Consider the following 13,636-nt stretch of genomic DNA (forward strand, 5'->3'; position numbering starts at 1 on the left):
AATTATTCTTCTCCATTTTCTATATTTTTAATTAAGTCCATTAGCTTTACATCATCAGCATACATTCGACTAGCATAACTCTCTAATTGCTCTATTGCTTTTTGTCTTGACTGAAACTGTTCAACTAATTGCAATGTTTTCTCATAAGTCAAAAGAATTGCTTCACTACGCTTAATATTATCATATACCGCTTGCCGACTAACAGCCAATTCTTGCGAAATTTCAGTTAATGACAAATCTTGCTCATAATATAATTCTAAGTAATCTTTTTGTTTGTCGGTAAGTAAGTTGCCATAAAAATCATATAAATGAGTCATATATAAGGTTTTTTCAATTTCCATACTTACCTCCATGTATATTTATAATCCGTTTTATTATACCACAAACTATAACCGTGTTGCACTTATAAAAAGTTTATCTATTACATCACTTTGAACATTTCAACTTCTGCCACTCATTTCATAAAACGATGCTAAGATAAACTGCCTCTTTTGATGTTCATTTTTACTAGTTTTACGCATTTTTTTAAGGTGTACAACAAATAGCTTTAGACCGAGGGGATTACTCACTAGGTCTAAAGCTATTTTACAATATCTGTATCAAATGAAATTCATTTCCTGTTTATTATGTAATCACATTTAATCATTAATTATTTTTCAATAAACAATTATTTCCTAAAATATTTTTTTACTCGGCTAAATACACTATAAAAAGCATCATCTTTAATAAGCATTAGAACAATTATATAATAACAAACACAAAACAAAATTGTGACACCAATATTCAATAATAATATTCTATTTACAACAGTTTGATAGGGATATAATTGACTAACAATCCAATAAATAGGGAAAAAACCAAGTGATAACACTAAATATTTAGCATTTTGTTTGAGTAATTTTTTTAAGCGAATGATTTGTTTGTATTTTATAAAATACATTTCAAGACAAATAACTATAATTTCAGCAAATAAGGTTGTCAATATATAATATTCTGGACGATAAATATGATTGACAGATAAGCATATATTCAAAACCAAATTGGTCACACCGCCAATTAAATAAATGAACGTTAAGTTTCTTTCGTATCCATTCACAAAAATAATTTGCGTTCCCAATATAACTTCTAACGCTATAAAAATATTACGTATTGAAAAAATAACAGTAATAATTCCAGCCTCAACATATTGCTCTCCTGCATATAACAGTGTTGCTTGTCTACCCAATAAAATTAACCCAATACTCATTGGAATAATAAGCAGATTAAGGAATTGATTTCCTTTATACACCAGCTCTTGATAAGATTTAGCATCTCGCTTTCCTAAATAGTATCCAAGACGCGGCACACTAACGCTGATCGCCCCTAAAATAGTATTTGCAATTAAAGTGACAATATTTTGAGATATTGTATAGTAACTAATAAATGCTGGTGTTTCAGTGTTGGCTAAAAATAGTCTATCTAAAAATGTATATAGCATGTTTGAATTCGATAATAATAATACTGCAATAAGTGCTATCAGAACTGTCTTCATTTGAGAAATCGGAATACTAACAAACGTTATTTTTCTCTTTATAGCAACAAAACTGATTATAAAATTCAAAATAGACATTGCTACCATAACTATAGTATAAGGAATAATGTCTTGACTATTTTTTACAAATACAAAGATACCTATAAGCATTAGTATTCTGATAACTATCGTCTTATATAAAATAAAGCCATAATTTTCAAACGCTTCATTTACCCACTCAATATAGAGGAACTGAGTAAAAATTTGAAGACCTAGTATATAGTACATCGGCTCCACCCCATTCATATCAACGAATAAATGAATAAACAATAAATAAAGTATTCCTGATACAGTCGAACTAATACAGGAAATATAAAACAATTTAGAAAATGATTGATTGACTTTATCAGGGTTATCTTTTATTTTACTAATAGTCCGTATCCCATAATTATAAATGCCAAACCCTGCTAGAGGAACAAATAAATAAGTATATGTACTTGCATCGTTAAAATATCCATACAAATCTTTATCAAGAACCCTTGCAATGTAAGGACCAGTAATAAGCGGAAATGCAATATTTAAAAATTTAACAAGTAGGTTAGCAAATGCATTCACCTTTATATTTTTCATAAACCACCTCAACATTGATTTGATTACACCATTTTTTAGTGCTTATCTCCATATATTTTCGAAATTGAAAACTCCGCCTTTAACCTAACATCATACATTTCACTATAACCAAAAATTCCCCTAATTAACAGACTAACAACTATATACTATTTTCAATTTTTCACTTAAATTATTTTACCAAGGGAATTATAGTAAACTGTTTGCCAATTCTAAAATACCATCATCTTTTATAACTGATATACTTTACACCTTCAGCAATCCCTACAATCACTGTTTTTTGTCCAATATTCTCAATTTAGATACTATCCAAGATAATGAGAATAATATACTGATTGCAAAAATAAATTTCAAGTCATATAAAAAGGAAATAAAAGATACAAAGTTATATCTTGGAATAGTCACAATATGAAATGTTATCAATAAAGAAATTATTCTAGATAAATATCTCCCATTGAAATAAAATGGCAATATACATAGTATGTACCCAATAAACGCACTGAGTAAAAAGACACCTACATACCCAAAATCAATATAATTTTCAACAACATAAGATGTCCCTCGACCATGACCTAACAAATATACATCTTCTCCTAAAGAAATATTAGAAATATGATGTGCGAAATTATTACCAAAATTTGCCGAAATCAAATTATTCCCTTGACCAAAACGTCTTGTTCCTAATATTTTGGAAATAATAGAATTTTGAGTAAGATAATCATATATTGGACCAAAAGTATAATTTCTAGCAAAATTTTCAGGTAATACTGGCTCATAATATACACCTTGAGCAATTGTGTCAAAAGTAGTTCCTTGCTTATACACAAAGTCAACCATTGTAGAAAGTGGTCCATGCTCATTTACTTTATGTGATCGTGTATAATTCATTTGTCCAAGTATAAAAACTATTATGGGCAAAAATACCAATCCTGCAATAACATACCGTTTAGTAATCCACCTTTTTTTATCCATCTTATTTCTAATAACAAAATAAATAACTACAAAAACTAAACTAGCAATTTGTATTCTTTTTCCTAATAAAAATCCCGGTAGTGTAGACAGTACATATAAAATCGTAGCTAAGATAGACTTCAATTTACTAGGATTAGTTGCTAAATAAAAAATATATGTAAACAAGGACAATCCTGCGATAATATCTAATATCGGTGGAATATTAACGGCTGTTTCTTTGAATAGAACTAAATAAGATTCATTTTTTAATATTGAATATTTATAAAATTCAACACCAATACTTATTGCCACACTACAAATAAATAGTACACAAGATACCAAACGATAATAGCGTTTGATTGGCACATCTTCTTGGATTAACTGTTTTTGATTGTATAACTCAAATAATTCTTTTCCAAAATGAATACCAATTAATGAAACACCTGTAATTAATAGAGCTACTAATGTTGCCTCTTTAGTAACAAAAAGATCTGTATAGTCATTGCGAATCAACCTTATTAAAGGCCTTCCTACGATGAAAACTAAAATCATAATATTAAATATAAAATATACTGAACGTTCAGTAAGACATTTAATACATTCCACAAGGTTTCTAACTAAAATTGCTGTCACCACTAGTGTTAAAAAAAACATATCGTACTGCACTAAACATAAACTTAATAACAATGCTAAATCTACACATAGTTTTTTTTTCAATCTCGCTTACCTCCCTTATTCCATAACCTGATAAGATTTTTTATCCCAATAACTGAACCTATTCCATAGGAAACATGAAATAGAACGGTTATGAAAAATAAGCTAAATAACTCTAAAATGTTCTTGCTAACTTTACGATAAAAATAAACATTTAATCCTATATATAATATCCACTCTAAAGCTAACAATAAAATAAACACATGGAAAAATAGACTAAGAGCCAATAAAAATACATTTGACATTAGAAAAAGCAACGGAATAAAATGCCTTACATTCATTGCATTTTTGGAATAATACAAAGTCATAACATTCCATTTCCCATTACGAATAGCCATTTTTAAAAAATCGCTAATATTATTTCGTGCATAGTAAACAGACTTTAACTTATTAGACAAAACAATATTTCCACCTGCTTGTCTAATTCTATGATTAATATCATTATCTTCATTGCATTCTAAATGTTCATTAAATCCACCTAATTTTATTAAAGTTTCTTTTTTAAATGCTCCAAAAGGGACTGTGTCAACATTTTCCAAATGCCCATTAATTCTAAATTGTGAATTTCCTACACCAATAGGAGAAGAAAACACTTTAGCTATTTTTTTTCCTATTGGTGTAGTGCCTTCTGTTTCAATACAAAATCCAACATTATCAGCATCTGTACTCTCTAATAATTCTACACAACTGCTAATATATTCTTCAGGATATTTTGCATGCGCATCTAAGCGAATAATATATTTTCCTTTTGCATAATGTAATCCCAAATTCATTGCAGAAGCCTGAATTCTATTAGGATTATCAATCACTTGAAAATCTAATTCACTATACTCCATATAATTAACAATCTTTTCAACAGTATTATCAGTAGAGTTTCCATCAACTAGCAAAACCTCATACTGTTCCGTAGGAAAATTTTGATTGACTAAAGAATCCAAAAAATTCTCGATATATAATTCCTCATTAAAAATAGGAACAATTACACTTACAGTTTTCATTAAAGTCCTTTCTCACCATATATTCACTAAATACTGCATTGAATGATAAGGCGTTCAGTAATCAATATATTATAAATCTCTAGGTTTAGTAAAATATTCTAAGTCATAAATTTTTTGATTATATTTTATATACATGTAGTTTTTGTTTAAGTCATCAAATTGAATATACGCATCCATTATATGAGATTTGTTATCTCTTTTTGGAATAAAATAACCCAATTCAAAATTTTGGATATTTCCCAAATGATCTACTAAATATAAAGTCAACTCATCATGCGCTGACACAATACCTTTAAAATATAATCTATTTCCAATTTGTTTAAACCTTAATAGTTTATAATCCAAGGCATCATCATAAAATACACTCTTTTGATATGGAAATTGTTGAGCATAGTACCTAATATTTTCCGAATCATTTTTATATGTATTAATATATTTTTCTTTTAAAAACGCAGGGATATCATAGTCATATTTAGCATGTATTGCACTTTTAAAATCTATATTTTGACTACTCTGACTTACTTTCTCAACAGATTTAAGAATAATTTGCTCAGGCAATTTTGGTCTGTCTTCCATTTGTTGAGTACCATTTATAATCACATTAGCTTTTATCCCCGGCTTTGCTTCAGTGCTAGGAATAGCATGTAACTGATTATCAAAACTATACAGTGTATGATCATTCATATTGGATACAATTAAATTATTATTTTGCAATGTTAAATGAATATTTGACAACTGATTCATATCTCCTTGGAAATGTATCCTATCAGATTCTATGAATTGATTATTATCAAAATTAATCTTTAAGACTTTAAATCCTTGAGAAACATCTCTATAATCCACCAGTGACAAAACAGCTATTTCATCATTTCCCAAATAGATTATATTAGAAAATAATCCTGTTTCAACTTGCATCTCTTTAATCATTTGTCCATTATAATCCATTTTGACAATTGAAGGATATACTATATCCCCAATCGTCTCCTTAGAAAACACATATAATGAACCTGCATTATCCACATCAAACTGTTTGCTCCGTCTTAAAACATTTCGTATTCTCCCCTTATAATCATAAATAACATGTTCGTTATTTACCCAAGCCGTTTTTAATAGTGTTGAGTCAGAGAAAGTATCAAATGTATACGTTAAATAGGCCGCTTTATCATATTTAATATCAAAATCTAAAGTCTTTGTCTGTCCACTATCCACATCTGTAATGATTACACGATTTTTTTTATCAAAGATAAATGAAAATAATTGAAAATAATGTGTGCGTTTATTATGTTTTTCCTCAAAACTATATATAATTTCATCATCTACTACTGTTTCAATTTTATACCGTTTACTCTCAGATTCATCAAACATAATTTGTAAACTATATGCAAAATTTTTATTAGTTGAATTTATTACAGTAGGGTTATCAAATGTCCCCTTCACTCTTAAAGTACTTATACTATTTTTTTGCAGAAAATATTCCGTATATTCCTGATTAACCAATACAGTGTGTTTATTAAACATATTATTTTTGGTAATATATAATATTATTAAGGCAATTAGAACAAAGAGTATTCCTATAATTTTTCTTTTCATTCTCCACCATTTCCTATTTTTTACTCTATATAGAACTTACTTTTACCTAAACTACTTTTTCGATAGTATTTTTTCAGATATAATATACTCATAAAGTATTACTTTACTAAGTCATTTATAAGTTTCTTCCACTGTTCATCAATTTTTTCTTGAGAAAACTCATACAATTTTTTCTTACTTTGCTGAGAAAAACGTTCTCGTATTACAGAATGTTCTATCAAAAAGTTAATTTTCTCAACTGCTTGTTCGTTATTCCCATTTTCAATAAGATACCCATTTTCCTCATGAAGAACTATTTCTTCTGGACCAGTTGGACAATTAAATGCCACAACAGGTAATCCAACTGATTGTGCCTCTAATAAAGCCAAAGGTATTCCCTCATAATATGATGTCATAACAATAAATGAATAATCTTTTAATGTATTCTGTACATCCTTTGTTACTCCCCTTAAAAAAATATGATGCTCCAATTTATTATGGCGTATTAAATCTAATAAATTCTGTTTTTCATCTCCATCACCATAAATATCTAGAGACCAATCTGGATGCTTTCTAAATACTTCTTTACAAATTTCTATTAATCTATCATATCCTTTTACTTTTGTTAATCTCCCGACACTAACAAGTTTTGTTGAATTACCTGAATACATATTATTAGCCCTTTCATCATTAGCAAACGAATTATAAATAACATCTATTTTATCTTCTGCCACTTTGAAACGCTTCATATAATTTTTCTTATCACGATTTGTCAAAACAACAACTTTATCAGAAAACTTTGCACCTATATATTGTCTTGCAAAATGTTTCTTACCATACGTTTGGTTCTCCAAATTGGAGTGCTCACAAAACACTAATTTTGTATGTATTCCAAGACAACTTAGTAAAGCAACACCTACAACACCAGCTGTCACAGCAAACACAACATCTATACCTTCTTGTTTTAAAAAATGACGTACTTTTTTAGACAATTTAAAAATATGTTTAGTGATACTCATTGTTTGCTCTTCAATAACAATATGTTTAATCTTACTATCTATAGGAAAAAATGGTTGTTTTTTTTCTTGAAACAGACTAACAACTGAAACCTCGTATTCGCTTGATAATCTATTCGCTAATTGTATACTAACATTTTCTGCACCACCCATAAGTGATGTGTCATAAATGATAAATGCTATTTTTTTCATTTTTTCAATAACTCCTTTACAAAATCATAATTTCTCTCACAATTACGTGTATCATAAAGTGGAAAAAAGTTATTTATTCTATTTAAATATACATCAGATAATTTGAAATCAAGTTCATAAGATTGTTTTATCATATTAACAAGCTCGTATTCCTCAAAAACAACTTCTCCAAAACCATCTATAGCATAATCAAAATATCCCTGCTCATACTGCCCTATTCTAAACTTTTCAAGATCGAACTGATAATAAATACTTGGCTTTCTCATATATGCAAAATCCATACATACACTTGAATAGTCCGTAATCATTAATGCAGACTCTTTTAATAAAGTTTGTATATCATAATCTTCCCAAGAGGCGAATACTATATTCGAACTATTTCTATGAAACTTAGATAAATATTTTTGTATATTTCTATGAGGATAAAATATCAACTCTAGATTATTCTTTTCCAAAAAACGACTTAATTCCGGATTACTTAAAAAAGAATTCCACTTTTGGAAATATTCACTATCTACAAAGTTTCCTCCCTCATTAAACTGATAGTATGCATCTGTTTTAGAAAATAGCCATTCTCTCCACGAGGGCATTAACAAAATCTGTGTCTTATTGACTACTACATCATGTAGCTTATCAAATCTAGGAAATCCTAGGTATCTAACGACACCTTCAGGATAACCATAATTTTTTACAATATCTTGATATTCAGGATATGCTCCACAAACAAACCCATTCATTTTTGTATTTTCATAGTATAACCATTTAGCATTTGATATAGTAATCCCATGTTGAAGAAATATACGTTTATTTTTAATCAAACCAAATACTTCTAACAAATAAAAAACAGCCGCATTTGGTTTTCCTCCCTTTTGTGTACTAACATTAACATTGGCACTTAAATAATAAACCCAGTGTTTAAATGAACCAAAATGTATCCATTTTCCTAAACTGCGTATTCTGTCCAAATCTTTAGAGCGTTTATTAATAGCATAAATTACATTCGCATCAGCATCATGCTCCACAATATATTTATATAACCAATACCCATTATCTCTAGCCTCATATTCGCTCTCACAAATCAAAATCAAACGTTTATTTTTACGGCGATAAAATAGAGAAATAATATATGCCAAAGGAAATATAAAAATTAAACTTAATATATCCTTTAAAGTAATTAATCTCAACTTCTCACAAATCTTTTTCATATATTTCCTCCTCTTATTCAATCCATACATCACAAATGAAATACAACTTTATCCAATAGCACATATGTGTCATTTTCAATTAAACTATAATACACTCTTTAGCCTCATACTCCTTTCAAACTTTCTTTATACTAAAATACAATACTACTAAAAAGTCAAAAAGAAAACCGTATACTATACTTTTGCTAAAAATTCATGTTATTATTCAAGTTTATTCTATTTGAATAAATACTCTCTTTTATAGATTAATCTCCTCAACAATCTGCTTATATGTGTCAATGATATAGTCGACTTCGGCATTGCTTAGCTGTGTATGTAATGGTAGTGTGATTTCATTTACAAAATAGGCATAGGCTTTTGGATAGTTTTCAATTTTAAAGCCTAAATTTTGATAAGCCGTTAATAATGGCAGTGGCTTATAGTGAACATTACAAGCAATTCCTTTTTCTGCCATTTTCACGATAATCTCATTACGTTGTTGTAATGTGATTCCTTCAATATGCGTAATATATAAATGCAATGAAGATTCATGATTTTCACTAAAATGTGCTAAAGGTTTAATATTTGTATGACTAAAACCTTGATTATAACGCTCAACAATCTCTTTACGACGATTTAACATAGCTGGATAACGATCTAGCTGAACTAACCCAATAGCTGCCATAATATCCGTCATATTACACTTATATCCAGGAATAATAATATCGTATTCCCATGAACCTAATTGTGTTTTAGCTAGAGCGTCCTTAGTTTGCCCATGCAATGAATAAATTTGAAATTCACGGTATAACGCCTCATCATCTAATCCTAAACGTGATTTCCATGTTAAACTTCCACCTTCTGCTGTTGTAAAATTTTTCACAGCGTGGAATGAAAATGTCGTAAAGTCCGCCACATTCCCTACCGGTACATGACAATAGGTTGCACCGAGTGCATGAGCTGCATCAGATACAACAATAACACGGTCAAATAGTTGTTGCCATTTATTATGACTTGCTTGATATAAATGTGCCTTTTTATTAACCACAGAAAAAATGCGTTCATATTGGCATGGAATACCTGCTAAATCAACCGGGATAATCACTTTTGTTTTATCTGTAATAGCTTGTTCTAACAAGTCATAGTCCATTTCAAAACTACCTTCGTGAATATCAACCATAACAGGTGTTGCCCCAACATGTTCAATCACACTACAAGATGCCGTATACGTCATGGCAGGAACAATAACTTCATCTCCTGCACCAATACCTAATACTCTTAATATCAACTCCAAAGCTGCTGTAGCAGAATTCAAGCATACCGTTTTTGGCGTTTGTGTATACTGTGACAAACGTTTCTCTAATTCTTTGGTTCTTGGACCTGTTGTAATCCATCCTGATTTTAATGCTTGGCAAACTTCCTCAATTTCATGTTCAGAAATATCTGGTGGCGAAAATGGTATATTATATTTTGTCATATTCATGCTCCTTTATTTTGTTCATATCACTATTTTTTCTTTATTTTATTATTTCAACACCGCTATAAACGTGCGCCACATAATTTTTATGTCATTAAGAAATGAAAATTCTTCAATATCTTTTCTATTGTATGCCATTTTCTTAGGCAAAATTTTCTCAACATAAACCGTATCAACTTGCCCACCTTGACTTACGTATTTTTCCAAGACAGTATCTTCTTCCTTATATTCAATACTAGCCGTAGACGTAATCCCTGCTAATGTTAAAAGTGTGCTATTCATCTCATCACTATAACACGCTGTATATTTTGGTACTTCTGGTCTAGTGCCGACAAATGACATATCTCCTAAGAGAACATTAATTAATTGAGGAATTTCATCAAGTCTATATTTACGCACAATGCGCCCAACCTTTGTAATCCGGTTGTCTTGTCCAACAGTAACTAAACTCCCTATTTTGTCAGCATCAACAACCATAGTACGAAATTTGAAAATTTTAAACACTCTACCATACTGAGTTACTCTGTCTTGACGATAAAAAACTGGGCCTTTACTGTCTAGTTTAATCCAAACGGAAAAAAAGAGAAAAACTGGTAAAAACAGAATGAGTAAACACAATGACAGCACTTTATCAAAAAGCCATTTTAATAATAACTGTCCTTTTTTTCTCGTCAAACTATCATACACTCTCTTTGTATCTTCTGTTTGTAAAAATAGTGGTAAGTCTTTAAATGGTTTCAATATCCCCATAATTCATATCCTTTTCTTATAAATTTACGCATTTAGCTTCTACATATTATCTTTGATTAGCAAACTCAATCAAACTTTTTCTTAGCGTACTTGTATCTTGACTATCCAATGCTTGAATAAAGTCGGCTAAAACCTCTTGATTAATTGGTGTAACTTTCCCAATAAATATTTTGTCAAAAACTTGTTTATCCACAAATTCCTCACTTGATAACAATTCTTCATATAATTTTTCGCCCGGACGAATACCTGTTTCTTTAATGTGAATTTGTTCCTCAGTATAACCACTTAAACGAATAATATTTTTAGCTAAATCAACAATTTTAACAGGTTCTCCCATATCCAAAACAAAAATCTCTCCACCTCGGGCTAAGACACCTGCTTGAATAACTAAACGACTTGCTTCAGGGATAGTCATAAAATAACGTGTCATTCTAAAGTCTGTAACAGTTAATGGACCACCTTTAGCAATTTGCTCTTTAAACAATGGCACAACACTGCCACGACTTCCTAATACATTACCAAAGCGCACTGCTACAAATTTTGTACCTACTTCCTCGTTCAGATTTGTGACAACCATTTCTGCAATACGTTTAGTGGCTCCCATAACATTCGGTGGATTAACAGCTTTATCCGTTGAAATCATCACAAATTTTTTAACATTCACTTTTTTGGCAGCTAAAGCAACATTTCTTGTCCCATAAATATTGTTTTTAACCGCCTCATATGGATTTTCTTCCATTAAAGGCACATGTTTATGTGCTGCTGCATGATAAACATAATCTGGACGTTGTTCTTCCATTACCTGATTAAGCCTATGTTCGTCCTGTATATCTGCAATGACTGGAATGATTGTTAAATTATCTAATTTTAAATATGTCAATTCTCTATGAATTTGATAAATAGAATTCTCGCCATGACCCAATAAAACCAATTTTTTCAGATTAAATTTGATGAGTTGACGACAAATTTCTGAACCAATTGACCCGCCGGCTCCAGTAACTAAAACCGTTGCACCTAGCAACTCGCTTTCAATACTCTCTTGATTCAATTTAATTTCTTCCCGCCCTAGTAAATCGGATATTTCAATATCTCTAGTTGTTTTAACCTCTAAACGACCACTCACAACATCTTCTACACTAGGCATTTTTTTCACACTTACACCAATTTGATTACATAAATCAATGAAATGATGATACACTTCTCCTTTAATAGACGGAGCCGCAATCACAACCTGATCCACTTGGTAACGTCTAACAACTTTTGCCAGTCGATCATTCCCACCAAATATTTCAATGCCATACAATGATTTTCCGATTTTTTTAGGGTCATCATCTAAATATGCTACAATATCTATATTTGGATCATTTTTTGATGTTTCAAAAAATAAACGTCCACCTTCTCCAGCACCAATGACTAATATTTTTAATAATTTTCCGTTTTTAAGTTTCTTCCTATTGCTCACATCTACTAATTGTTTCCATAATAAACGTGGAACAACAATAAATACCAGTGAAAGTAATCCGCTTAAAATAATATATCGCAGACTCACTTTTGGGTAAATAAACACATAAATGCTACACCCAGATATAAGATACGCTAATGATGTTAGTAACAATAATTTAAAAATATCTTTACTACATAAATAACGATTAATCATTGAATAAATTTTAATGCGTATACCAACTATTAAATATATAGATACTACACAGACAAAAAAAATAAAATATATTTTATACGTTTGCGTAATATACTCTGATAAAAAAGCATAACTCATTATCATTGCTAAAAAAATACTTGATATATCCACCAGCCCTAAAATCAACTTCTTTTTTACCATACATATCCTCATTTCATTACATTATCAATCTTTATCTTTTATATTCAACAATTTTTTTGTTGATAAATGTGATGTGCTAAGCACAGAATACACGTCATATCTATGCATAATATTATAGTCTTATTTCATTCATGTGTCAAAAATCACTGTGTATAAACTCTCTCATTACAATTGATAATTACTTATCTCATCAATATTTCCTAGAAAAAATAGATATACCATATAAAAATAAAGACTACACACCACATTCTTTCCCCCTATTCTTACTATGTATCGTTATTTTAGTGCTAAAAATATCATTTTTTGACAAAAAAACGAGAAAAAATTAGTTATTTAACGCACTAAAATTAAAATGGTCTAAAAAATAACGTAGATTTATCCTCACACGTCTAATATAAAACCTGTTCTACTCAAATGTTATTCACATTATCAATATACAACATTGTGTATGTCATCAAAAATAAAACTTCATTAATGTGTTATTTCTCAATAGCGTATATCATGTACTACTTCACATATCGGAATTGATTATTAAGACTAGACACAAATAATTTTAAATCCCTTTAAATAACGGCTCTTCGTCAAATTATGTTGGTAAGTAAAAATTCCAGCAAATATTAAGTTGTTTTTTCTTAATAGGGCTAATTGTTTCTTTTCGAATCGGTATGCAGTTGTCAAGGTTTATAGCGTGAGCGTGCCTTGACAATAAGCATACCGATTTGATAGACTTTTCGGCCCATATTAAGATTGTTTAAATAATTTTTCTTGCACTAAAAATACTCGAGTTCGTAAATATGTAAAATATTTAAAC

Annotated in this window: 10 protein-coding genes; all 10 read right to left on the reverse strand. The window is 29.7% G+C overall.

All coding sequences use genetic code 11. The features are described 5' to 3' along the window. Positions 1–2: 2 nt before the first annotated feature. The 10 genes from E4T68_RS04005 to E4T68_RS04050 all read right to left on the reverse strand — a co-directional run bounded on the left by E4T68_RS04005 (position 3) and on the right by E4T68_RS04050 (position 12,825). On the reverse strand, positions 3–341 hold the full coding sequence (locus tag E4T68_RS04005; RefSeq protein ID WP_135124366.1) for a putative DNA-binding protein: 339 nt from the start codon (positions 339–341) through the stop codon (positions 3–5). 326 nt (positions 342–667) lie between these two features. Further along, positions 668–2,140, reverse strand: a complete 1,473-nt coding sequence (locus E4T68_RS04010; RefSeq protein ID WP_135124368.1) for an oligosaccharide flippase family protein — start codon at positions 2,138–2,140, stop codon at positions 668–670. A 267-nt stretch (positions 2,141–2,407) separates the two neighbouring features. After that, on the reverse strand, positions 2,408–3,805 hold the full coding sequence (locus tag E4T68_RS04015; RefSeq protein WP_135124370.1) for an O-antigen polysaccharide polymerase Wzy family protein: 1,398 nt from the start codon (positions 3,803–3,805) through the stop codon (positions 2,408–2,410). Further along, positions 3,802–4,800: a glycosyltransferase family 2 protein gene (locus E4T68_RS04020; RefSeq protein WP_135124372.1), complete on the reverse strand. Its 999-nt coding sequence runs from the start codon at positions 4,798–4,800 to the stop codon at positions 3,802–3,804. The genes E4T68_RS04015 and E4T68_RS04020 overlap by 4 nt, the downstream gene beginning before the upstream one ends. Positions 4,801–4,869: 69 nt before the next feature. After that, the gene (locus tag E4T68_RS04025; protein WP_167753803.1) at positions 4,870–6,390 is read right to left on the reverse strand and encodes a hypothetical protein; all 1,521 of its coding nucleotides are present in this window, start codon (positions 6,388–6,390) and stop codon (positions 4,870–4,872) included. A gap of 98 nt (positions 6,391–6,488) precedes the next feature. Continuing rightward, positions 6,489–7,577, reverse strand: a complete 1,089-nt coding sequence (locus E4T68_RS04030) for a glycosyltransferase family 4 protein (protein WP_135124376.1) — start codon at positions 7,575–7,577, stop codon at positions 6,489–6,491. Then, entirely contained in the window at positions 7,574–8,782 is a 1,209-nt protein-coding gene (locus E4T68_RS04035; RefSeq protein WP_135124378.1) for a CDP-glycerol glycerophosphotransferase family protein, read from the reverse strand. Before E4T68_RS04035 ends, E4T68_RS04030 begins: the two co-directional genes overlap by 4 nt. Before the next feature lie 238 nt (positions 8,783–9,020). Continuing rightward, positions 9,021–10,238 carry a DegT/DnrJ/EryC1/StrS aminotransferase family protein gene (locus E4T68_RS04040; protein ID WP_135124380.1) on the reverse strand — a complete coding sequence of 406 codons (1,218 nt, stop codon included), beginning with the start codon at positions 10,236–10,238 and terminating at the stop codon, positions 9,021–9,023. A 48-nt stretch (positions 10,239–10,286) separates the two neighbouring features. Further along, the gene (locus E4T68_RS04045; RefSeq protein WP_194185083.1) at positions 10,287–10,979 is read right to left on the reverse strand and encodes a sugar transferase; all 693 of its coding nucleotides are present in this window, start codon (positions 10,977–10,979) and stop codon (positions 10,287–10,289) included. Positions 10,980–11,034: 55 nt separating this feature from the next. After that, positions 11,035–12,825, reverse strand: coding sequence for a nucleoside-diphosphate sugar epimerase/dehydratase (locus tag E4T68_RS04050; protein WP_228099238.1), 1,791 nt, complete (start codon positions 12,823–12,825; stop codon positions 11,035–11,037). Positions 12,826–13,636: the final 811 nt, after the last annotated feature.

This window comes from Granulicatella sp. WM01 (assembly GCF_004570605.1).
In the GTDB taxonomy this organism is placed as follows: domain Bacteria; phylum Bacillota; class Bacilli; order Lactobacillales; family Aerococcaceae; genus WM01.

What these genes read in the sequence shown, in the direction of transcription:
- E4T68_RS04050 (WP_228099238.1), bottom strand. Translation starts at nt 12,825, where the DNA reads ATGGTAAAAAAGAAGTTGATTTTAGGGCTGGTGGATATATCAAGTATT.
- E4T68_RS04005 (WP_135124366.1), bottom strand. Translation starts at nt 341, where the DNA reads ATGGAAATTGAAAAAACCTTATATATGACTCATTTATATGATTTTTAT.
- E4T68_RS04030 (WP_135124376.1), bottom strand. Translation starts at nt 7,577, where the DNA reads ATGAAAAAAATAGCATTTATCATTTATGACACATCACTTATGGGTGGT.
- E4T68_RS04035 (WP_135124378.1), bottom strand. Translation starts at nt 8,782, where the DNA reads ATGAAAAAGATTTGTGAGAAGTTGAGATTAATTACTTTAAAGGATATA.
- E4T68_RS04020 (WP_135124372.1), bottom strand. Translation starts at nt 4,800, where the DNA reads ATGAAAACTGTAAGTGTAATTGTTCCTATTTTTAATGAGGAATTATAT.
- E4T68_RS04040 (WP_135124380.1), bottom strand. Translation starts at nt 10,238, where the DNA reads ATGACAAAATATAATATACCATTTTCGCCACCAGATATTTCTGAACAT.
- E4T68_RS04025 (WP_167753803.1), bottom strand. Translation starts at nt 6,390, where the DNA reads ATGAAAAGAAAAATTATAGGAATACTCTTTGTTCTAATTGCCTTAATA.
- E4T68_RS04010 (WP_135124368.1), bottom strand. Translation starts at nt 2,140, where the DNA reads ATGAAAAATATAAAGGTGAATGCATTTGCTAACCTACTTGTTAAATTT.